At 57.0% G+C, this 21,038-nt stretch carries 17 protein-coding genes; 12 read left to right on the top strand and 5 right to left on the bottom strand.

Annotated features, from left to right (window positions below; translation table 11 throughout):
* The first annotated feature begins 229 nt into the window (after positions 1 to 229).
* From CSQ86_RS04360 to CSQ86_RS04335, 6 genes are all read left to right on the top strand, one after another.
* Entirely contained in the window at positions 230 to 2,941 is a 2,712-nt protein-coding gene (locus tag CSQ86_RS04360; protein WP_100493906.1) for a DNA gyrase/topoisomerase IV subunit A, read from the top strand.
* Positions 2,942 to 3,142: 201 nt separating this feature from the next.
* Positions 3,143 to 3,769 carry a hypothetical protein gene (locus CSQ86_RS04355; RefSeq protein WP_100493905.1) on the top strand — a complete coding sequence of 209 codons (627 nt, stop codon included), beginning with the start codon at positions 3,143 to 3,145 and terminating at the stop codon, positions 3,767 to 3,769.
* The gene (locus CSQ86_RS04350; RefSeq protein ID WP_100493904.1) at positions 3,756 to 4,067 is read left to right on the top strand and encodes a transcriptional regulator; all 312 of its coding nucleotides are present in this window, start codon (positions 3,756 to 3,758) and stop codon (positions 4,065 to 4,067) included. The genes CSQ86_RS04355 and CSQ86_RS04350 overlap by 14 nt, the downstream gene beginning before the upstream one ends.
* 244 nt (positions 4,068 to 4,311) lie before the next feature.
* Complete coding sequence (locus tag CSQ86_RS09900; RefSeq protein ID WP_240542359.1) at positions 4,312 to 5,580, top strand: ABC transporter ATP-binding protein; 1,269 nt, start codon at positions 4,312 to 4,314, stop codon at positions 5,578 to 5,580.
* 20 nt (positions 5,581 to 5,600) lie between these two features.
* Complete coding sequence (locus tag CSQ86_RS04340; RefSeq protein ID WP_100493903.1) at positions 5,601 to 6,290, top strand: hypothetical protein; 690 nt, start codon at positions 5,601 to 5,603, stop codon at positions 6,288 to 6,290.
* A gap of 118 nt (positions 6,291 to 6,408) precedes the next feature.
* Positions 6,409 to 7,326 (top strand): response regulator transcription factor, encoded by a 918-nt coding sequence (locus tag CSQ86_RS04335; protein ID WP_100493902.1) that lies wholly within the window; start codon positions 6,409 to 6,411, stop codon positions 7,324 to 7,326.
* A 111-nt stretch (positions 7,327 to 7,437) separates the two neighbouring features.
* Here CSQ86_RS04335 and CSQ86_RS04330 read toward each other — a convergent pair whose 3' ends face one another.
* Positions 7,438 to 8,565: a zinc-dependent alcohol dehydrogenase gene (locus CSQ86_RS04330; RefSeq protein ID WP_100493901.1), complete on the bottom strand. Its 1,128-nt coding sequence runs from the start codon at positions 8,563 to 8,565 to the stop codon at positions 7,438 to 7,440.
* Between the two features lie 94 nt (positions 8,566 to 8,659).
* Positions 8,660 to 9,295 carry a sugar O-acetyltransferase gene (locus CSQ86_RS04325; RefSeq protein ID WP_420838165.1) on the bottom strand — a complete coding sequence of 212 codons (636 nt, stop codon included), beginning with the start codon at positions 9,293 to 9,295 and terminating at the stop codon, positions 8,660 to 8,662.
* Between the two features lie 181 nt (positions 9,296 to 9,476).
* Here CSQ86_RS04325 and CSQ86_RS04320 point away from each other — a divergent pair, with 181 nt between their 5' ends.
* Positions 9,477 to 9,857, top strand: coding sequence for a hypothetical protein (locus CSQ86_RS04320; protein ID WP_100493899.1), 381 nt, complete (start codon positions 9,477 to 9,479; stop codon positions 9,855 to 9,857).
* Between the two features lie 262 nt (positions 9,858 to 10,119).
* On the opposite strand, the gene CSQ86_RS04315 is transcribed toward CSQ86_RS04320, so the two are convergent.
* Both CSQ86_RS04315 and CSQ86_RS04310 read right to left on the bottom strand, forming a co-directional pair.
* Positions 10,120 to 11,139 carry a lipocalin family protein gene (locus CSQ86_RS04315; RefSeq protein WP_100493898.1) on the bottom strand — a complete coding sequence of 340 codons (1,020 nt, stop codon included), beginning with the start codon at positions 11,137 to 11,139 and terminating at the stop codon, positions 10,120 to 10,122.
* 48 nt (positions 11,140 to 11,187) lie between these two features.
* A complete protein-coding gene (locus CSQ86_RS04310; RefSeq protein ID WP_165773745.1) occupies positions 11,188 to 12,600 on the bottom strand; it encodes a DHA2 family efflux MFS transporter permease subunit in 1,413 nt (470 codons plus the stop codon).
* A gap of 191 nt (positions 12,601 to 12,791) precedes the next feature.
* Here CSQ86_RS04310 and CSQ86_RS04305 point away from each other — a divergent pair, with 191 nt between their 5' ends.
* The 5 genes from CSQ86_RS04305 to CSQ86_RS04285 all read left to right on the top strand — a co-directional run bounded on the left by CSQ86_RS04305 (position 12,792) and on the right by CSQ86_RS04285 (position 16,046).
* The gene (locus CSQ86_RS04305) at positions 12,792 to 13,337 is read left to right on the top strand and encodes a hypothetical protein (RefSeq protein WP_133119263.1); all 546 of its coding nucleotides are present in this window, start codon (positions 12,792 to 12,794) and stop codon (positions 13,335 to 13,337) included.
* Between the two features lie 50 nt (positions 13,338 to 13,387).
* The gene (locus tag CSQ86_RS04300) at positions 13,388 to 13,783 is read left to right on the top strand and encodes a hypothetical protein (RefSeq protein ID WP_100493895.1); all 396 of its coding nucleotides are present in this window, start codon (positions 13,388 to 13,390) and stop codon (positions 13,781 to 13,783) included.
* Positions 13,784 to 14,038: 255 nt separating this feature from the next.
* Positions 14,039 to 14,308, top strand: a complete 270-nt coding sequence (locus tag CSQ86_RS04295; protein WP_165773744.1) for a type II toxin -antitoxin system TacA 1-like antitoxin — start codon at positions 14,039 to 14,041, stop codon at positions 14,306 to 14,308.
* Positions 14,309 to 14,418: 110 nt separating this feature from the next.
* Positions 14,419 to 14,817, top strand: a complete 399-nt coding sequence (locus tag CSQ86_RS04290; RefSeq protein WP_100493893.1) for a DUF1304 domain-containing protein — start codon at positions 14,419 to 14,421, stop codon at positions 14,815 to 14,817.
* Between the two features lie 89 nt (positions 14,818 to 14,906).
* The gene (locus tag CSQ86_RS04285; protein WP_100493892.1) at positions 14,907 to 16,046 is read left to right on the top strand and encodes a 4-hydroxybutyrate dehydrogenase; all 1,140 of its coding nucleotides are present in this window, start codon (positions 14,907 to 14,909) and stop codon (positions 16,044 to 16,046) included.
* A 111-nt stretch (positions 16,047 to 16,157) separates the two neighbouring features.
* On the opposite strand, the gene CSQ86_RS04280 is transcribed toward CSQ86_RS04285, so the two are convergent.
* The gene (locus CSQ86_RS04280; protein ID WP_100493891.1) at positions 16,158 to 21,020 is read right to left on the bottom strand and encodes a DEAD/DEAH box helicase; all 4,863 of its coding nucleotides are present in this window, start codon (positions 21,018 to 21,020) and stop codon (positions 16,158 to 16,160) included.
* Positions 21,021 to 21,038 lie beyond the last annotated feature (18 nt).

Below are 21,038 nucleotides of genomic sequence, written 5' to 3'. Positions count from 1 at the left end.
GCCCCCGCAACGAACGGTTCTCAATAAGAAGCGTGTAGGGAAACCGCACAAAGTCTCTCCATCCGCACATGGCTTTAATCGGCTATATTTCAACATTTCTACTGATCATCATGTGCGGTTTGCCGGCAATAATCCCCGCACTGTTCTTATTGAGAATGATTCGCTGCGGTATCGTCATGAGCAATGCGAGGGGCACTGCTAATATAGGGCGAGTTTGAAAGGGAGTTTCATGGCATCACACCGCAAACCGTCCGTGCAGACTTATGATCCGCGCAAGATCAAGGAGCATATCGTCGAGACGCCGCTCAATGAGGAAATGAGCAAATCATTCCTCGAGTACGCGTATTCGGTGATTTATGCGCGCGCTTTGCCGGATGCACGCGATGGTATGAAGCCGGTGCAACGCCGTATCGTCTACCAGATGGGTCAGATGAATCTGAACCCGGACCGCCCGTATATGAAGTCAGCCCGCGTGGTTGGCGAGGTGATGGGTAAGCTGCACCCGCACGGCGATTCTGCTATCTACGAGGCGATGGTGCGCTTGGCCCAACCGTTCGCGATGCGTCTGCCACTGGTAGATGGACACGGCAACTTCGGCTCGCTTGATGATGGTCCGGCAGCCTCCCGTTACACCGAGGCCCGTCTTGCTCCGGCCGCGCTCGGCATGAACGCCGATATCGATGAGGATACGGTTGATTTCACGCCAAATTACGACAACAAGCTCAAGGAACCGACCGTGCTGCCGGCTGCGATTCCGAATCTGCTGGTCAACGGCGGTTCAGGCATTGCCGTCGGCATGGCCACGAATCTTGCCACGCATAATCTGGGCGAAGTGGTGAACGCCGCCAAATTCCTGATGGCTCATCCTGAAGCCACGCTCGAACAGCTGATGCGCTATGTGCCAGGCCCGGATTGGCCCACCGGCGGCACGATTTTGGGCCGCAACGGCATTCGCGAAGCCTATGAGACCGGCCGTGGCACGCTGACTACGCGCGCCACCACGCATGTGGAGCATGTGACCGCCCGCAAGCAGGCGATTGTGGTGACCGAACTGCCGTACATGGTGGGCCCAGAGAAGGTGATCGAGCGTATTTCCGATGGTGTGAAGAACCGCAAGCTGGAAGGCATTTCCGGCGCGTTCGATCTTTCTGATCGCCATAACGGTACGCGTTTGGTGATTGAGATCAAAACCGGTTTCGACCCGCATGCCGTGCTGGTGCAGTTGTTCAAGCACACGCCGCTGCAGGATAACTTCGCCATGAACAATGTGGCGTTGGTGAATGGCCGCCCGCACACGATGGGCTTAAAGGAAATGCTGCAGGTATGGATCGACCACCGCCGCGTGGTGATTCGTCGCCGCAGTGAATACCGCAAGAAGAAGGCTCAGGAGCGTCTGCATCTGGTCGAAGGCCTGCTCTTGGCCATGCTGGACATCGATGAGGTGATTCAGGTAATCCGCACTTCGGATGATGCGGATGCCGCCAAGACTCGTTTGATGGCCGTATTCGATTTGGACGATGTGCAGGCCCAGTACATCCTGGATTTGCGTTTGCGCCGCTTGACCAAGATGAATCGTATCGAGCTTGAGGCCGAACGCGATGACCTCAAGAAAAGCATCGAGGAGCTCACCCGCATTCTCGCTTCCGCCGAAGCGTTGGATCAGGTGGTGACCGATGAGATGGACCAGGCCGTGGCCAAGTGGGGTTCCCCGCGCCGCACGGTGCTGCTGGACGTGGACCCGGATGGTACGCTGACCCCGGTTGCCGCACATGGTTCCGGCACGTCCGAACTTGCCCAGTCCGCTCTTGAGGCTGCCAAGTCCGCGGCCACGATCTCCTCCGCCGCAGCCGATGTGGCCGCCGCCACCAAGGCCACGAAGAAGAGCGGTGAAGAGAACGCGCTGGCCGGCGCATTGAAGATCGATGATGAGCCCTGTGTGGTGATGATGAGCGCCACTGGTCTGATAGCCCGCACCACACCGAGCGCGCTGGATGTGTATCATGCGCGTTCCGCATCCGATAAGCGCCAGCCGAACGATCAGATCACCACGATCTTCCCGACCTCCACGCAGGCAACGTTTGCGCTGATCACTTCCGCAGGTCGCTTGGTGCTGGCTCATGTGGTCGATTTGCCAGCGCTGCCCGCTTCGGAAACATTGACGCTGACTGGTGGCGTTCAGGCCGACGAGCTGATTGGCATGACCGAATCCACCGATCCGATTCCAGGCGAGCATGTGGTGACCGCCATCGCCATGGAGCAGCCGAAGAGCGACGATGATAACGGCAGTGATTCCACGGAGTCCGCTCCACTCCCCTCGCTGGCCATTGGTACGCGCAACGGTGTGGTCAAGCGTTGGAACCGCGAAGCGCCCACCACGATGGATTCCTGGCCGGTCATCGACCTGAAGGAAGGCGATGAAGTGGTGTTCGCCGCCACCGCCGAGGACGATGATCGTCTGGTGTTCATTTCCTCTGATTCTTCGCTTCTGACGTTTGAGGCGAAGAATGTGCGTCCACAGGGTCGTACCGCAGGCGGTATGGCAGGCATCAAACTGGCTGCCGGTGCGCAAGTGATGGCGTTCAACGTGGTGCCGGCCGGCAAGGTGGCATGGACGTATGAGGAAGGCGAGAACGGCTTGAGTTCGGCCTCCGGTGCGGTGGTGCTCACCGTGGCCGGCGACGAGGATGCCCTGCCTGGTACCGAAAATGGCGCCGCCAAGGTGACGCCGCTCGAAATGTATCCGACCAAGGGTCGCGCCACAGGCGGCGTACGCTCGCAGCGCTTCCTCAAGGGGCAGAACACGCTGATTCTGGCATGGGTGGGCCTCTACCCGCTCAACGCGGCCACCTCGTCCGGAACCGCAGTGGAACTGCCGAAGCCGGATATGCGTCGCGATGGCTCCGGCGTGGATCTCGCCGCTTCCATCGCCTTTATCGGCTGATTTCCCGAATAACCATTTCTTCTTGGCTCCCCTCCCCTGAGGGGAGCTGTCAGCGTAGCTGACTAAGAGGAGTCCTCACAATAGACCCATATACCCCGACACGCACAAACCTCTTTCCATCATGGAAAGTGATACTGTTTTCCGTAGCGGAAAGAGGTTTGGCTATTCCTGCCAACCACAATCCGCGTGAGAGGGGTCATTATGGCGAACACGCAGAAGACGCAACAGCCGCAACAAATACGCTCTAGCAACCATGCCCGCAATCAGCAGCAAGCGATGGACGCACTTGATGCCTTGCAAGCGCTCGATACCGATCGCGCGAAAATCGCAACCGGCTATGCGGCCCGTCGCACATCCAACATCGTTTGGATCGCCATCGTATTCGGTCTGCTCACATTCACGTATTGGCTCATCCCACAAGCATGGTTCAACCGATTCAATCTGCCATGGAATCCCATATGGATTGTGGCCGCTCTGCTGGCGATAAGTCTGCTGCTTCTCACTACGGCCATCCTGCTCAATAGCCGTCGCCAAGGCATCGCCCCACAATGGCAGGCGCCAAAACCTGCGATGCGGAGCCACCGCTATAAGATTGCGATTGCCGTGCATTTCTTCGTCAATTTCATTCCACCGATTTTGGCACTTGCCGTAGGATTCGCCACCACCGCATGGTGGTCAGCCGTGGCAGTCACATTGGTTGGTGCGGTTATCAATGGCGCTATGGAAGCATGGGAATGTGACGAAACCGTCCGCGCATTGCAACAGCGCACTGCTCCCGAGTTACCTGCCCTCGATTCTTCAACGGAAGCGCATCATGACATCGGATAATCCGCAACCGGTATTCAACGAAGTCATTCATGCTCCGATTCGATTGCGTATCTGTGGCCTACTTGACACCTATGGCACGATGCGATTCGATGTGCTGCGCGATACGCTCGAAATCAGCGATGCCACGTGCTCCAAACACCTCAAAACACTGGCCGAGCATGGTTACGTTCAGCTCAATAAGAGGACTGGAGAGGGCGGCAAAGCCTACAAGGTCACTTGGGTGAAACTCACCCAAGAGGGCGAGCAGGCGTTCCAATCCCATGTAGCCGCCTTACGCCAAATCGTCGCCGGCCAATAGTTCTTTTCTTAGTTTCCCTTCTGCCTCCTTCTGATAGGACATCGGCGTTAAGCAAACAGTCCAGTGGACTGTTTGTAGTCGATGTAACGAGCGACGGCGAGCCCATGAGCACGCAGTGCCGGAGGGAGAGAAGCTAAGTACTCAGCGCAAGCCATACCCCAAAAAACACCATTGCACGCGTGGCCGGGCGCAAGCTTACTCAAAATCACCCAAGTGCGGTCTATTACACCAATTCGAGGCACCTATGCAAGCCATCTTCTACAAGGATTTCCAACAGCTCCGCCACAACACCGCAATGTTAGTCGTCATCATCATCGCCATTGCCATGCCAATGCTGTGCATTACCATAATCCCCTTGCTCGGCATGCAAGGCAAAGCGGCGACTGCCATGTACCAATTCGCCGTCGCAACATTAGGCATCTGCCTGGCACCTACACTTTCCATCGATGCCATTCGCAGCGACCTCGCCAATGGCACCATTCTCACCGTGCGAGCCTGCGGTCGGCCGCTATGCCAATACATCATCGCGCAACTGGTGTGGGCGCTCATCCCCATCACCGCAGCGAGCGCAATACTCACTGCATTCACCTATGCCATCGCTCCGGCGCTGCACCCAACAATCCTTACTCCGCAAGCAATGGCGAGCGCATTCACGCCCACACTGATGGCATTCGCACTCTATCTCTGGTCCATTTGCATCAAAGGAAAGGTTCTATTCATGACCAGCTCCACCCTCACACCGAGTAACAACGCTACCGATGCCAATCATCCATCAGCCATCCGCGTCACGGATATGACGTTCGGTTACAAGCGCCGCAAACCTGTGCTGGAACACATCAATCTCGACGTGCCGGCCGGCCAATCGCTGGGCATTCTGGGATATAACGGCGTGGGCAAAACCACATTGTTCGGCATTATCACCGGTCTGTTGCGACCGTGGCATGGGTCCGCGGCAATCAACAGCAACGTATTTCATTCGATGCACGAAGTGTTTCAGTTGAGCGATTCCGGCAACCTCTCCCCTACGATGACCATTCGCGAAAATCTCAAGTTCCGTTCGATGCTTTACGCCACGCACGAGAACCCGCATCCTCTCGACATGCAGCATCTTGAGGAACTCCCGATGGTACAGGCGTTTGAATTGGGCGAGCATCTCGATAAGAAGGTCAAAGATCTTTCCAGCGGCCTGAGGAAACGCGCAGGCATCGTGGCAGGCATGCTGTTCAACCCGAAGCTGATCCTGCTGGATGAGCCAACCAATGCAGTGGACCCGATCACCCGCCAACTACTTATCGACTTGATGAAGCAGCTCAAGGCGAATGGCCGCACGATATTGACCATCACGCACGATTTGGAATACTGCTGGGAAGTCACCGACCGCATCATCATCCTCGATAACAAGCACCTCGTCAAAGATTGCGATATCAGCGATTTCCCAAACATCGACGCATTCAAACAGGCCGCCACACTTGGCCACGAACGTAGCAATGTGAACTTTGGCATCAGCAAATAGTCATCAAGGAGGTCTTTTTTATGAAAGCAATGTTTTGGAAAGATTGGACCTTGTTACGCAAGAACCCACTGTATGAGGCGTTCGGCATCGGTCTTTGGCTGTTTATTCCGGTGACGCTCGCCGTGCTCTCCATGAGTGCCCCAGCGGACCCCGCCACCATAGATGGATTATCCGCGGCACAGACGCTCGCGCCGTGGTATGGGTTTTTGGGCAGTGAATTGGCAATATGCACGCTGATGGCCAATCCCAATGAGATGGATTTGTCGGCTGCAGTGGAAAATGATGGCACTATGGAGACATGGCGCGCTTCCGGCCGACCGATGCTGCAGTATTGCGTCGCCAAAAGCCTGTTGCCGATGCTCATTGCCGAAGTCATGTCGCTGAGTATTTTCGGTTATCTGGCTTGGGGCGGATTGGTTCATTGGAATAACAATGCAATCCCTAAAATCGTGTGTATTGTTCTTACCCCAGCTGTAATTGCTTTCGCAGGGGAGCAAATATTGCTCGCCTCGCATGCGGCATCGGTCGGCTCATTCTCGGTAATCTCACTAGTTTCTTCTGTGCCAATGCTGGTATTCATGATTGTGACGCTGATGACGTCTGCGACTTGGGCGCTCATCATGCTGGTTGCATTCGGCATCCTTGCCGCTTCACTCACCATTGTTTCCACACATCGCCGCTATCCTATGACGTTGCGGCCCATTCTGTAATCACGCTTCTCTGATCAACCACATTCCGGCCTAGACTAGGCAAGGGGTTCTGGATGATATCGGCATCCGGAACCTCTGCCATACCTCGGCTTACACTGGGCGACATAGGAGGTGTCTTATGAAGTTACTGGTCGCCGCATCGAATGAGCCGCTTGCCCGCGCCATTCGCGGCACATTGCTAGGCGCACAGCATGAGGTTGACCAAACCGGCACCCAGGAAGCGACATTGCATGCGATTATCGCAGCACAGCAAGGGCAGGTTGTAGCCGAGGCCGAAATCGACACCGAAGCGCCGGCCGACAATCAGACTCAGACTGCGCAAACTGGCACTCCTGTCCAGAACGCTGCCCCAACGCAATTCCAAGCCGCAAACGATGCCGATGCAGCACCCGTAATCCCTTATGATGCGATTGTGCTCGACGAGGATCTGGTCGAACCGCCACACGACGATTTCGTTGCGGAACTGCGCACAACCGATCCTTCGCTGAAAATTCTGCTGCTTGCCACTACCCCGCTGAGCCGCGCAACCGGTGAGGGTAACCGTTGGCGAGCGCTACCACATGAGTACGCGCCGATTGAGCCGGATACGTCAACCGAATCGACCGAATCATCTGCATCCAATCAATCCAGTGAATCCAGCGGCAGCGCCGGGCACACTAACGATAATCAACCGGATGCCGTGCTGCGCAAACCGTTCTCCGATACCGAACTGCTCTCGTATGTAAATGCACTCGCAGCCGACTCCCCCGCAATGATCATTCGCGGCAATCTCACACTGGACACCACCCATCGCCGGGCCTACTATGCGTCCACACATAGTCCGATCACGCTCTCCCGTTTGGAATACAGCCTGCTGGAAGCGTTGGTCAAGGCCGATGGCAAGTTCGTGAATACCAAGGAACTTGTAGGGCTTGTTGGCGGACCGTATTTTGAGCAGCAGGGCTTACTGCGTAATGCTTTGTATACGTTGGATAAGAAGCTCACGCGCGCGGGCCTCATCATGACCCAGCGTGGTTCCAATTACCGCATTCGGTAGCGGTTGCAGCTGATTTTCGCCGCTGAATACGATGGCGTGCTTGCGATCAAGTTGCTTATGAATAACTTAATCGCGAGACGCCATCGTCACGCTGAAGGTAGTGCTACTGCCTCACAGCTCGGGCACGACCTCAATCTTGAGGCCTTGCATGCTGAGTGCGTATTCCATCGCTTCGTTGATTTGGTCGAGCGGGAACACGTTAGTCACCAGATCCATGACGGGCAAGCCACGGTCCTTGGCTTCCTTGAGGAATTCCTGCGCCTCCAGCCAGTCGCCGGCCTGATAGGTCCAGGAACCGGTGAGCTTGATCTCCTTCTGGCATACGTCCAGATGCGGATTGTAGGTAGCATCGCCGGTGTTGGTGAAGAAACCGACCTCGCAGTAAGAGCCCCCACGGCGAATGTACTTGAACAAAGCTGCCGCGGCCGCGGGCGAACCGGTGCACTGGAAGCCCATTTCCGCGCCGAGACCTTCAGTGACTTCACGCACGGCATCGGCTGCGGCGTCCACGGAATCATAGTCGGAGAAGTTCACGGTGGCGGTGGCGCCGAGCTTCTTGGCCATCTCAAGGCGGGCTTCCTTGGCATCCACGGCTACGATGTTGCGAATGCCGTAGGTCTTGAGCAAAGCGACCAGCAGCAGGCCAATCGGGCCGCAGCCTTGGACCAGCACATGGGAGCCATGCTTGAAATCGTAGATCTTCTTGGCCTCCTCCACTGCGTGCACGATTACGGCGGCTGGTTCGATTAGGATGCGCAGGTCGCGGTCGGGCATGTCGTTCACGTTGAAGATTACAGCGCCCGGATTGCACTTCATGTAGTCGGAATACCAGCCGTTGAAGAAGTGGTCTTCGCCGGGCATGAGTCCGTGGATTTCGCCGTTTTCACACAAATGGATCATGTCGGCGCGACGCTTGCAGATGGCGCAGTGGCCGCATGGGCGCAGGCCGGTGACGATCTTGTCGCCTACCTTAAGCGGTTTGCCGGAGTAATCCGTGATGACGTTCTTGCCGATTTTCACGACTTCGCCGGTGGCTTCGTGGCCGAGCACGATGGGAGCGAATCCGAACGGGTCGGCACGGTATTCGGACTGGTCGGTGCCGCAGATGCCGCAGCCTTCAACGCGGACGAGCACTTCGTCATCGTTGATTTGCGGCAGTGGGAGCGTGCGCACGTCAATGTGCTTGGGCTCCGTTAATACAGCGACACGGCCTTCTGCGGGGATGGTTGGTTCGGACATTGTCATAACTCCTTTGTGATGAGGGAATGCCTTCACTTGGTTACATTAGTCCGATTGCCCTGCAGAACGCCGCATCAACACCTACGAAAACACGCTACATCCCTTCCGGAATGCGCTTATCGCGCCAGTAGTATTCCTGGTCATGTTCGTTGATTTCGCGCATAACACGGCACGGGGCGCCAACCGCCACCGAGTTGGCGGGAATGTCCTTGGTGACCACGCTGCACGCTCCGATGACGGAATTGTCTCCAATGGTGACTCCCGGCAGCACGGTGACGTTTGCTCCAATCCATACGTTGCGACCGATATGAATCGGCTCGGAGAACTGCGCAAGCTTCTCTCGAAGGTCAGGGCGAATCGGGTGGCCGGTGGTGACGAGCGTGACGTTCGGACCAATCATCGTATGGTCGCCGATGAAGATTTCGCCATCATCCACCAGCGTCAGATTGAAGTTCGCATACACGAAGCTACCCAAGTGAGTGGAGCAACCCCAGTTGGCGCGAAGCGGCGGCTCAATCCACGTATCCTTCCCCATTTCGGCGAAATACTCGTGCAGCAGCTTGTCTCGTTCCGGCGAAGTAGCCGGCAATTCATTGGTTCTACGCAGCATATCCCGCTGCTCCTGCTGCGCAGCATCCATCAGTTCGCTGTTCCACAGATACACCTCGCCCGAATGCAGCACATCCAAGACTTCCTGCGGCACGCTCATACGCTTACCTTCCTGCTTCATTGCAATTGCCGAGTTCTCCGAGCCCTCTACGGCCCGAACTTCTCTTCATGATAGCCGAGCGGCACGCGCAACATCTTCAGACCGCACCATTAAACTCATTCGAACAAATGTCCATATAGGTATAGAACATATGTTCTATACCTATGAAAGTGAATGGTTGCCTGAAAGTTGAGGTGGCGTTATGGCTTGGAGATTGATTACGCATGCATGCGGACATCAGGAACGTATCAACGTGGACGGCCCATATGTAATCGTGGAACAGCGTGTGCGCAAGGTGGAGCAATCACTATGCGCGGCATGCATCGGCAACGCCAGCCGGCAGGACAACAGGATGGATGGTTTCTGCACATTATGGGGCAGCAAAGCGCAATGCGATCGCGCCGAACCGATTCGCCGGCGAGCGCTGAACCAAGTGGATATTCTCGCCGCCCATGCCCGTTTTGAGGACCGCGACGCTTTCGCCGAACTGCGCAAACAGGTGCTTCGCCGCGATGACGCCGCCTGGTGGATCGAGCACAAAACCGACGCCGTCAACATCCTCGCGCAGGATATTGAGCTGTAGGGACTCTAAGAAAACTGGCCAACATCAGCCCCCTGCGCTCAGCGGCAAGCTTAGCAAAGACCATGAAGCCGAATACACTCAATGATTTAAGCCCGCCTCGTGTTGCCATGCACGAGACGGGCTTTTTCTTGTGTGGGAACCAACCTAAAGGTTATTTAGTATCCATCCCGAATCCCTTGTTCACAGGATCGTCGGTTTTTTCTTCGGCGGGTCGACGGAGTTGGTCCGATGCTGGTTGATTCAGGAAGGCAAGCTGGTGTTGTCAGTTCCATCCGCCGACGAGTTCGAGGCAGCAGTGGCCCGTCACCGAGTGTCCTCGGTAGGTGCCGATTATTTGGCTTGCTCCTTCGTATTTGCGGCCGGAGGGGTTCGGCGAGGCGATTTCCTGTTCGTCCATGATGGACGTGACGGTGAGTTTTGCGTCCCATTCGGGTATGGAGATATTCCATCCGGTCGGGTATTTCATGCCGGTCACGGGGCTTTCCCACACGTTGAAGGAGTCTCCGGCCATCGGATCGACGCCGGCGGAAGATTGGGTGCCGTCTTGGTGCAGGACGCTGGCCCAGCAATGTTCGCTGCCGGTGGCCAGTTCGGTTACACCCCATAGGCTGATCACGTCGGGATCGTTGTCGAAACAGAGGTTCATCCACAGCCATTTGCAGTTGTAGCCGTCCTTGAGGCTTCTGCCTTTGGGCATGCCGGCGAACTGACGGTCCATCCATACCATTCCCTCCACCTCGTGTCGTTGGCCGTCGAGGGTGATGACGCCTTTGGCCGCCATGTGCGGGAACGAGTGTTGGTAGTTGGGTACCCCGGCGATCTGGAAGTAGCCGGTGCCGAGGCTGTAGAGTGGGTATCCGGTGCCGTGCAGGTCGAGGTAGATGGATCCGTCCGGCATGGCCGATGCGATGCGCATGTTGTCGAGGTCGCCTTCGATGACGTCCTTGTCGGTGTGGATGTGCAGTCCCTGACCTGCGACCTGTCCTCGCCTGACCTTGTAGAAGCGGTCTTCGTGGCGGTAGATGCGTCCGGTCTCATCGGTGATGGACAGCACGCTGTTGATCATGCGCACCGGCAGGTATTTGGAGAGCTGCAGGACGCTGACGTGGTACATGAAGTCAAGGGTGTGGCCGCCCGTCTCGAAATGGCCGACCCAGAACCATGAGTTGCCGGCTTTGTCAGTGCGGATGAAAGTGTCCCGGATGGGGTCCACCAGCGGTTCGGTGCCGTGGTGGAAGGTGCGGATGTTGTGGGTCAGCGAGTTGTTCGTGGTGTTCATCATGTCTCGTTTCGTTTTGGTTCCGTGTCTGTTGATGCGTTGTCGTTTCGGTCACTGTCCGACGAGAGTCCGTTTCGTCGTGCCTCGGTGCGTTCGAGTCGCCAGAAGTGCCGCGACGAGGGCGGCCGCGAGGATAACCGCGATGGCGGCGAATGCCAGCGTCGAGCCGAGTATGGATTGCGCGTGTCCGGTGGCGGTGGGCGCGAGGGTAGTGGACAGTGCGGAGATGGATACGATGAGGGCTGTGCCCATCGAGGAGGCGATCTGTCCGACGGTGTTGGTGACGCTTTGCGCGTGTCCGATGTTTTCGTTGTCGAGCGCGTTGATGCCCCAGGTGTTCACCGGGGTCATGGCGAACATGAGTCCCGCGTAGAGCACGGTGTAGGCGCATGCCGTGAGGATGACCGAGGCGTCCGCGCCGAGCAGAGCCATGAGCACGCCGCCGATGGTCATGACCGTCAGGCCGGGCAGGGCGACCTTGCGGATACCGTATTTGTCGAACATGCGGCCCGAGACGATGCCGCAGCATGCGCCGATGAGGGCGCCGGGGAGCATGGCGAGCCCACTGGCGGTGGCGGATGCGCCGAGCACGGTCTGGATGAACATCGGCACCATGACGTTGCATCCCATGAGGGCCGCCTGCATGCATGCCACGATGATCACCGAATGCGCGTAGGTGCGGTTGTCGAGGATGCCGACGCGCAGCATCGGTTCCTTCGCCTTGAGCTGTCGGCGTACGAACACGGCGACGAGCAGTACGCCGATGACGATCAGCGCGACGGTGAGCGCCATGTTGCCGGTGGATGTGAACGTGGACAGTCCGTACAGCAGGCATGCCAGGCCGACCGAGGAGAGCAGCACGGAGACGGGGTCGAACGCGCCCGGCTGGAATCCGTCGAAGTTGCGCAGGTAGACGGCGGCCAATGCGATGACGATCAGCGAGACTGCCGCCATGATGACGAACAGCGTGCGCCAGCCGAACGAGTCGATGATCACGCCGGAGATGGACGGGCCGAGCGCCGGGGCGAAGCCGACGACCAGTCCGGTGATGCCCATCGCCGTTCCTCGGCTTTCCTTGGGGAACACGAGCAGGATCACCGCGGTGACCATCGGCATGATGGCGCCGGTGCACAGGGCCTGCAACACACGGCCGACCATGAGCAGGGGGAAGGTCGGTGCGAACGCGGCGACGAGACTGCCGGCCGCGAACAATGAGATGCAGCCGATGAACAGCCTGCGGGTGGAGAAGCGTCCCATGAGGAACGCGGCGAGCGGGATGACCATCGCCTCGACCAGCGAATAGCCGCTGGACAGCCACTGCACGGTGGTGGAGTCCACGCCGAGGTCCTTCATGATGGACGGCAACGCCGGCGTGACCACCGACATGTTGAGCACGGCCAGCAACGTGCCCATGAGCAGCACGATGACCATGATCCATTGTTTCCTGTTGATGCCAAGTTTCACAATAACACTCCGATAAACAATAGTTGTTGATTATTCAACGAGCATCAATTATCATCGAAACGCAACGGACGGCAACCACCGATATGCGACATTCCTCGCTTATGCGACGATTTGCCCGAATCGTCGCATAACACTCGGCTTATGGTCGGCGAGGGAATGACGCCACCGGCAAACGAACAGACGAAAGGGGCATGATGACCGATCTACGCATCGTCAAGACCCGCAAGGCGATCCGCGAGGCGTTTCTGCGCCTGCGGGCATCGGGAGTTCCGGTATCGAAGGTCAAGGTCAAGGACATCTGCGACCTTGCGCTTGTCAACCCGAGCACGTTCTACAAGCATTACCTCGACGTCTACGACCTGAACGACAAACTCGAGGACGAAACCATCGACGCGATGCTGGAGCATTACCCCGCCAAGGACAAGATCCTGTCCGATCCGCTCGCGTTCCTCAACGGCTGGAGACCGGACGTCGACAGCCAGATCGACGATTTGCGCATCCTGTTCGGCGACCGCCCCGAAGTCATGTTCCGCAAGATCGAGTCGATGCTCGTCGAACGGTATTCCGCCCATGCGGCGAACGAGCGCGAGCGCATCGCCGCCGTCTTCTCCATCGCCGGGACGCTCCACTCGCTCGGACTGCTCAAGCTGGAGGGCGGACAAAGCGACGACGAGATCATCGCGGCGGTCGCCGAAAACCTCAACGCCATCGCCGCTCAGATCCCCGACGGACGATAACGAACACCCCCTATACGAATCAACGGCATCATCACACGGATACTCTCATCATGGGGCTGCAATCCGTGAACTATTACGTGTGCGTCACCTGGCTGCCCACCATCGAGGTCTCCTTCGGCGTGTCCGCCGACCGGACCGGCTGGCATCTGGCGGTCTTCCAGCTTGTCGGTATCGTCATGGGACTGCTCATCCCCGTGCTGCTGAAGGGCGACAGCCAGGTCGCCGCCGTTGTCGCCGCCGGCTCCAGTGCTCCTCAGTCATTATGTCGCATTCGACTGGGGAGCACTGGAACCGATGCAGACACAACCGGGACACAGCGACCGCGGAAAACAACGAAATCAGCAGCAATCAGCGAAATCTCACGAAAGTCGTCTAAACGGCGTCATTGCAACGAAAACACACCTAATGAAGTCCTCGAAAACCAGCGAATCAACCCTTCAAAATAACAAGGGGCTACTCAGTCATCCCAAACAGTCGAATCAGAATCATTAATTAATTGACGTAATGGCTTTCACAATGTTGCATCTTGATGCACTTCTCCCAAGTCAACTGACTTGAGCGTGCCATCGACGACCTGCACATTCTAACTAGGGAAGCAATCATGGCTAACGGATTTACCACACCTTTCAAACTAAGCAACTATTGCCTAGTTTGAAAGGAACATCACCATTTACCAATTTCACTGCATAATGGAGAACGTGATGACAACAGACCAACAACAAACATCGCAATTAAGCATTCCTCTCACCGATGAACGATATGCGCTAATCGCACACGCCGCCTCACTGACCGATTTGACACTCTCTCAATGGGCCGCACAACATCTTATTGATGCAGCGCGCTACGAAATCAACAATGAGACAACCTTGCAATTGGACTCCGCATCATTCGACATTTTCATGGCAGCACTGAAAGTTCCCACATCTGCTGCAGTCAACGAACTGATGACAAGAAATCCACAATGGAATTGACCTTCTTTTTTCTTCCAATCCCATGTGTTTGATGAGCATTTCTTAGTCTATCCCAGTGTGCATCATTGCTAGACTTATGCCGTTCAAATTGAGAGAGGAGAAATATCATCGTGCTTATCGCATCCTGTGTTTTCGCTGTGCTGGCAGGCCTGCTGCATGTGTTGATTTTCGTTTTGGAATCATTCCGATGGACTAAACCGAGCACCATGAAAACCTTCTCCATCACCTCGGCCGAAGAAGCCGAAGCGACCAAGGAGATGGCCTACAATCAAGGGTTTTACAATTTGTTCCTCGGCATTATGGCTGTAGCCGGCGCAGTAGTCACCCTGCTCGGTCAGCAGACTCAACAGACCATCGGTATCACACTGATGGCAACTGGCACAGCATCAATGGTGCTCGCCGCAATGGTACTGTTCACCGGCAGTCCGGACAAGCGCGCAGCCGCCGTCAAACAGTTCACTCTGCCAGCCCTTTCCCTTGTCTTCCTCATTGTTTCCGCTCTTCTGTAATCACGACAACAGGCAACATCACTGACATGAACCGGGATTAGCATCGGGCGCAATATCCGAACATCATCCAGACAACGGAGGATCGCACCATGAAGATGCTCACCGTAGGGCCAAAAGACATCTATCAGTTCGCCACGGTCAAGGAATTCACTGAAGCGTTCGAGCTTGGCCCGAACGACCTGGTGGTCAGCATCGGCATGATTCATGACGCATTCTTGAAGCCGTATCTCAATGGTGCGAACGTGCTGTTGGTGGACAAGTACGGCAATCAAGAGCCAACCGATGTGATGATCGACGCGATTATCCAGGATGCCGGCCAGTTCGATTACGACCGTATCGTCGCCATCGGCGGCGGCGCGGTGATGGACATGTCGAAAATCGTGGCCGTGGCCGGCGGCGCCAGCATCGACGATGTGATCGACAACCTGCCGGACTTCAAGCGCAAGGTTGGGCTCGTGCTGGTGCCCACCACCTGCGGCACCGGCAGCGAGGTCACCGAAATCGCCGCCATCAATCGCACACGTCTCGGCTGCAAGGCAGGCATTGCTGGCCCGGAGATGTTCGCCGACCACGCCGTGCTCATTCCCGAACTGCTCTATGGTCTGCCGGATCATGTCTTTATGACGAGCTCTCTGGATGCGCTGGTGCATTCGGTTGAATCCACGCTCTCCCCCAACTCCACGCCGTACACACGTCTGTTCGGCTATGAGGCCATGAAGATGATTGTCAACGGCTACAAGGCCATCGTCGCAGCGGGCCCGACCGGCAGCAGCGAGCGCCGCGCCAAGCGCAACGAACTGATGAACGACTTCCTCATCGCTTCCGATTACGCGGGCATCAGCTTCGATACCGGCGGCTGTGCGGCCGTGCACGCGCTGAGCTACCAGCTGGGCGGCAAATATCATGTGCCGCATGGCGAATCGAACTATGCGATGTTCACCGGCGTGCTGCGCAACTATATGGAGATCAAGTCGGATGGTGAAATCGCAAAGTTGAACGCCGTGCTCGCCGATTTACTTGACTGCGACGTGGCTAACGTGTACGACGAGCTGGAAGCACTCATCAACCAGTTGTTGCCGAAGAAGGCGCTGCACGAGTATGGCGTGACGCGTGAGGATCTGCCGGAGTTCACCGAGCGCGTGATGACCACGCAGGCGCGACTGATGCGCAACAATTTCGTGCCGCTTGACGCCGCCCGCGTGCGCAAGATCTTCGAAGAGCTGTACTGAGCCGCAAAACATAAAGTCATACGCTACGCAGGCCTGTCTCCAGTTTCACCTACGGAGACAGGCCTGCCTCTTTTTCCCAGCGTCACGAATTTCACGACGCCGTTAATGGCGCTAATACAATCGCATACCTTGGGGCACTGGCACGAAGCCGGCTTGATGAAGCGTGCGCGCGAACGGATGACGGGCGTTTAATGGTTCGCCATTCACATCGCTGAACGTCACCGTTGCTTGCCCGCTGCCGACGCCAAATCCTGCGCCGTTGCTTGCGCGCTGCAGTGCATAGGCCAGTTCTGAGGCGGCTTTGCGCATCATGACGTCGGTTGACATATCGGCTATGCCGGTATCGGCGCTTTGCTCATCATGTGAAGCCGCGGTTTGCGACCATGTTTTTCGGAACGCCGTCAGATGCTTGGACTTCACCGCGGCATACAGCAGTGGCCCTTGCGCACCCAGCACCACAAGCGAACCGGCTCGCCGTATCGGTTTTGTAGCCGTATGACTCACTTCGGGCCAGTCGACTGCCGCGCCGCTCAAGTTCGCGGGATCCAATACGCTGAGCGCCACTACGGTTTGTTCGCGGCTCTCCAACGGGTGACGCAATGCATCCACGGTCTCCCGTTCGGCGAATTGGGCTGCGCCAAATCCGCGTACGAACATGCCACGAACCAGTCGGCCATGTTCCTCCATGCGTTTCAACACCGGATACAACGCCGAGAATCCACCCGGCAATTTCTCCTGATCCACCAGCGGCTGCGCAATAATACCGTATCGGTCAAACAATACTTCCACCGTGACGAGCGCACGCTCCGTTTGCATGGATTGCATGAGTTCCGGCACTTGGGCATCATCAGCATTCATCTCCGCAGCTGTCAGAGACCACAGTCCAGACAATGCCATATCGGTGGTCGCGCGGCGTATCGGCGCAACCCTGCCCCGCCTGCGAGAGACCGTTGTTTTGCGCCGGCCGCTCTGCCCCACCGATGTCAGTGCACGCACAGGAGCGAAACTTGAATTGGTAATTCGGCCTTGCCAAACCAGGCTCCACAACGCATCCTTGAACTGTTGTTCGCTCCATTCCTGAGGAATGATTTCGCCGGTTTCCGGATTGATATCCGGTTCGGCGGTTTCATTCCAGATACGTTTGGCGGCATCCATCATCTGACGCGCGTGGAACGCACCTCCTGTCGAAAGAGCCGAAAGAACTGCTTGCGGCATCGTGGCCGACTCGCCAGTAGTGTCATCACCCTGCATGGAACTCGAAACATCTGATTCAGCCGGCAACAGCACTGAATCCGCTGGATGGAAACTGATCTCCCCTGCCTCCATTGCACTTGTCGCACCGGCTTTGGAGCCCACCCATATCGCATCCCCTGAGGTGAGTAGTTCATCCAATAGCGCTGGCTGATAATCGCGCACGCGAGCAGGGAATATGGATGATTCCCATAACGCGGCAGGCAAAGCCAAGCCTTCCAACTGTTCGATAACACGCATCAAACCGTCCACGCCCTCATATAGTTCACCACCAACAAGGCCTACGCCTTGACGGTCGATGAGGAACATCTGATAGGCAGCAGGTTCCACCGGTTTGATGGCCTTGCGCGCTTTGGCAAGCGAACGCTGGCGGATGCGGCGGAATACGTCCTTATGCAGCCATTGTTCGGGAGCATGGGCGTCGTTTCGAGCACCAGAAGCCGAATCGGCAGTGGAATCGTTATCAATGAAATGCCCTTTGAGCAGTTCACCGGCATTGGCCATTCTGTCCAGTTCATGTACCGCATCATCTGCATTAATGGCGAGGTCATCGATGATTTGCCCAGTGGTGAAAGGACCATGGGTTTTCGCATATCGGGTGACTCTGCCAGTGATATCATCTGCGGCAAGCTCGTTCCAGAATGTGCGCTCACTCAGTTCCCGTTCCATAGTACGAATGACTTCAGGATCCAAGATCTGGGCCATATTCGTGCCACCGAGCAAGCGTTCAAGTACTTGCGGGTCAAGCGACAGTAGTTGCGCATTGCGTTCGGCCTGGGGTTGGTCATACTGGTACATCACCGCGCCCACAAAACCGAACAGGATGTTCTCCGCAAACGGCGAAGGTGTCTCGGTTTCCACATCCTTGATGACGATGTCGCCGGCATTGATTCCTGTCATCACCTCATGCAAAGCAGGCATGTCGTAGACATCCTGCAGGCATTCACGTGCGGTCTCCAGTAACAATGGGAAGTTCTTCGCGATCCGTGCCGATTGCAATAGTTGCGCGGCCCGCAGTCGCTGCTGCCATAGAGGAACACGGCGACCGGGTTCGGAGCGTGGCATGAACAGGGAACGCGCCGCGCATTCGCGGAATCGTGCGGCAAACAGCACGGATTCGCCTACCTGCCGTTCCACATCCGACCTCAAATCCTCGGGGTCGAACAGAAACAGGTCGGCTACCGGAATATGGCCTTCGCCGTCCGGCAGTTGAATCACAATGCCATCGTCCGCGGCATAGGCCTGACCATCGAATCCATATCGAGTGGCAAGTCTACGGCTGATGGCCATGGCCCATGGTTCGTGCACGCGGCGGCCAAAAGGACTCAGCAATACGATGCGCCAACCGCCATCCTCGTCACGCGTACGCTCCACTATGAGCGTCTTGTCATCTGGGACTACGCCAGTAGCAGCTTGCTGTTCGGAGAGCAGGCCCGCAAGGTTGGCGATAGCGTTCGCGTCGAGACCGTCATGTTGGAGACGGTGCATGATGGCTGGGGCGAAATACGGCTGGAATCTCTCCTCTGTCGCGGTATGACGACAATTTCCCTCCAGAGGTGCCCCGGAAGGCAGTTCTAATCCGGCGGCAGTTTCGCGCAGGAATCGGCCTATGGTTGCACTGAAGCCATAATCACGTCCGGCGCCTTCGCCATGCCAGAATGGCAGTCGTGCCGTACGTCCCGGGGCAGGCGTCACCACCACACGGTCGCGTGTAATCTCCTGAATCTGCCAAGACGAGGTACCAAGTGTGATCACGTCTCCGACGCGCGACTCGTAGACCATCTCCTCGTCCAGTTCGCCTACACGCCGCTGCCCTTTGCCGGCGTCCGCTTCAGGCAGCACCACGGTGTAGAGTCCGCGGTCGGGGATTGTGCCTCCTGAGGTTACGGCGATCTTTTGCGCTCCTGGGCGGGCGGAAATCACGCCTGCTTCCTTATTCCACATGAGTCGCGGCTTGAATGCGGAAAATTCCTCAGTGTTGTACGCACCGGACATCATGCCAATCACCGCGTCGAACATGTCGCGCGGCAGCTCGGCGAACGGCGCGCTGCGACATACTGTGGCATACCATTCATCCACTTTGAGATTATGCATGGATGCTTCGGCCACCGTCTGCTGAGCGAGGACATCGAGCGGATTACGCGGTATGGAAAGAGGCTCGATATCTCCGGCCATCATCGATTCCAAGCTCGCCGCCGACGTGACGATCTGTTGGCGGGTCAGAGGGTAGAACAATGCATGAGAGACTCCCCCGACCTGATGGTCGGCACGCCCCACACGCTGTAACCCCGAGGAAACGGATAGCGGCGTATCCACTTGGATCACCAAATCCACGGAACCCATATCAATACCGAGTTCCAAGCTGGAGGTGGCCACCACACAACGAAGTTCGCCACGCTTCAACCGTTCCTCGATCATTTTGCGGCGGTCTTTGGAAACCGAGCCATGATGAGCCATGGCGATTACATCGTCACCATCATGCGAACCGACCAGCATGGTGGTGGAACCCACTACGGCGTCATAATGCGCAGAGAATCCTTCACGCCCTTCAGGAGAACCAGGGCCTACGGCCCATGAATCATCATCGGCGGCATTGTGCTGTGTCGGCGCACCGCTTCGCTGTTCGGCATACATATCATTCAGCCGGGCCGTAAGCTTTTCAGCAACGCCACGCGAGTTTACAAACACCAGTGTGGTGTGATGCGCCAGAATCTCATCCAATATGCTGCGCTCCACCACGGGCCATATCGAGCCGGACGTGCGATCGCCACGAGCGCCAGTAATCGCAGTCGAATCGGATTCGACGATCCCCTTGTGTTCGGCCAACCGTTGCATGGCTGGAGTGACGCCACTGATATGCGACATGGGTTCGGCATCTACGCCACCGGCACGATGCTTGGCGTTTACGGACTGCAAATCCCGCATGTTTTCCAGCGGTTCGACCATTTTCAAATCCATAGCCGGTCTGCCGCCGGGATTGATGATGGTCACGGGCCTGCCACCGCCTAGAAATCGGGCTGCTTCTTCCGGCGGATTCACCGTGGCGGAAAGCCCGATGCGTTGGATATGAACACCTTGATCGCTATTCTCGATGCTGGAATCCGCAGTATCCATCGTCTCGCGCTTATGGCTTTCCGCGACCAGATTCTCCAGACGTTCGAGACTCAACGCCAGATGTGCGCCACGTTTCGTGCCGGCCATGGCATGAATCTCATCCACGATTACCGTCTCCACCGTGGAGAGAATGCGACCAGCCTTCGAAGTCAACAACAGATAAAGGGATTCCGGGGTCGTGACCAGAATATCCGGCGGATGGGAGGCAATGCGTCGGCGTTCCTGAGCAGTCGTATCTCCCGAACGATTGGCGATGGTGATTGTGGGAGCGGAGAGCCCCTCCGCTTCGCATTGCGCAGCGATGCCTTCAAGTGGTCGTTCAAGGTTTTTGGCGACATCGACGGCGAGCGCCTTCAGCGGCGAAATATACAATACGCGTACACCGGCGCGTTTCGACTGCGTGCGCTGTTCACCGTGTCCCATGAGCCGGTCAATGGCGGCCAGGAATGCCGCCAGCGTTTTGCCGGAACCGGTGGGCGCGATGACGAGTACATTCTTGCCGGATTTGATGGCTGGCCAAGCCTGATTCTGTGCCTCGGTGGGGTTTCCGAACGCGTGCGTGAACCATTGTCGGGTGGGTTCGGCAAACAGATTCAGACTTTCGCACATATGTTCGAGCCTAGTCGG

The sequence above is a fragment of the Bifidobacterium felsineum genome, from assembly GCF_002802915.1.
GTDB lineage: Bacteria > Actinomycetota > Actinomycetes > Actinomycetales > Bifidobacteriaceae > Bifidobacterium > Bifidobacterium felsineum.
This window is presented reverse-complemented; position numbering and strand designations above follow the sequence as displayed.

Bases quoted from the DNA above. Each gene is read 5' to 3' on its own strand.
- CSQ86_RS04360 (WP_100493906.1), top strand. From the start codon at position 230: ATGGCATCACACCGCAAACCGTCCGTGCAGACTTATGATCCGCGCAAG.
- CSQ86_RS04355 (WP_100493905.1), top strand. From the start codon at position 3,143: ATGGCGAACACGCAGAAGACGCAACAGCCGCAACAAATACGCTCTAGC.
- CSQ86_RS04350 (WP_100493904.1), top strand. From the start codon at position 3,756: ATGACATCGGATAATCCGCAACCGGTATTCAACGAAGTCATTCATGCT.
- CSQ86_RS09900 (WP_240542359.1), top strand. From the start codon at position 4,312: ATGCAAGCCATCTTCTACAAGGATTTCCAACAGCTCCGCCACAACACC.
- CSQ86_RS04340 (WP_100493903.1), top strand. From the start codon at position 5,601: ATGAAAGCAATGTTTTGGAAAGATTGGACCTTGTTACGCAAGAACCCA.
- CSQ86_RS04335 (WP_100493902.1), top strand. From the start codon at position 6,409: ATGAAGTTACTGGTCGCCGCATCGAATGAGCCGCTTGCCCGCGCCATT.
- CSQ86_RS04330 (WP_100493901.1), bottom strand. From the start codon at position 8,565: ATGTCCGAACCAACCATCCCCGCAGAAGGCCGTGTCGCTGTATTAACG.
- CSQ86_RS04325 (WP_420838165.1), bottom strand. From the start codon at position 9,295: ATGAAGCAGGAAGGTAAGCGTATGAGCGTGCCGCAGGAAGTCTTGGAT.
- CSQ86_RS04320 (WP_100493899.1), top strand. From the start codon at position 9,477: ATGGCTTGGAGATTGATTACGCATGCATGCGGACATCAGGAACGTATC.
- CSQ86_RS04315 (WP_100493898.1), bottom strand. From the start codon at position 11,139: ATGATGAACACCACGAACAACTCGCTGACCCACAACATCCGCACCTTC.
- CSQ86_RS04305 (WP_133119263.1), top strand. From the start codon at position 12,792: ATGATGACCGATCTACGCATCGTCAAGACCCGCAAGGCGATCCGCGAG.
- CSQ86_RS04300 (WP_100493895.1), top strand. From the start codon at position 13,388: ATGGGGCTGCAATCCGTGAACTATTACGTGTGCGTCACCTGGCTGCCC.
- CSQ86_RS04295 (WP_165773744.1), top strand. From the start codon at position 14,039: ATGACAACAGACCAACAACAAACATCGCAATTAAGCATTCCTCTCACC.
- CSQ86_RS04285 (WP_100493892.1), top strand. From the start codon at position 14,907: ATGAAGATGCTCACCGTAGGGCCAAAAGACATCTATCAGTTCGCCACG.
- CSQ86_RS04280 (WP_100493891.1), bottom strand. From the start codon at position 21,020: ATGTGCGAAAGTCTGAATCTGTTTGCCGAACCCACCCGACAATGGTTC.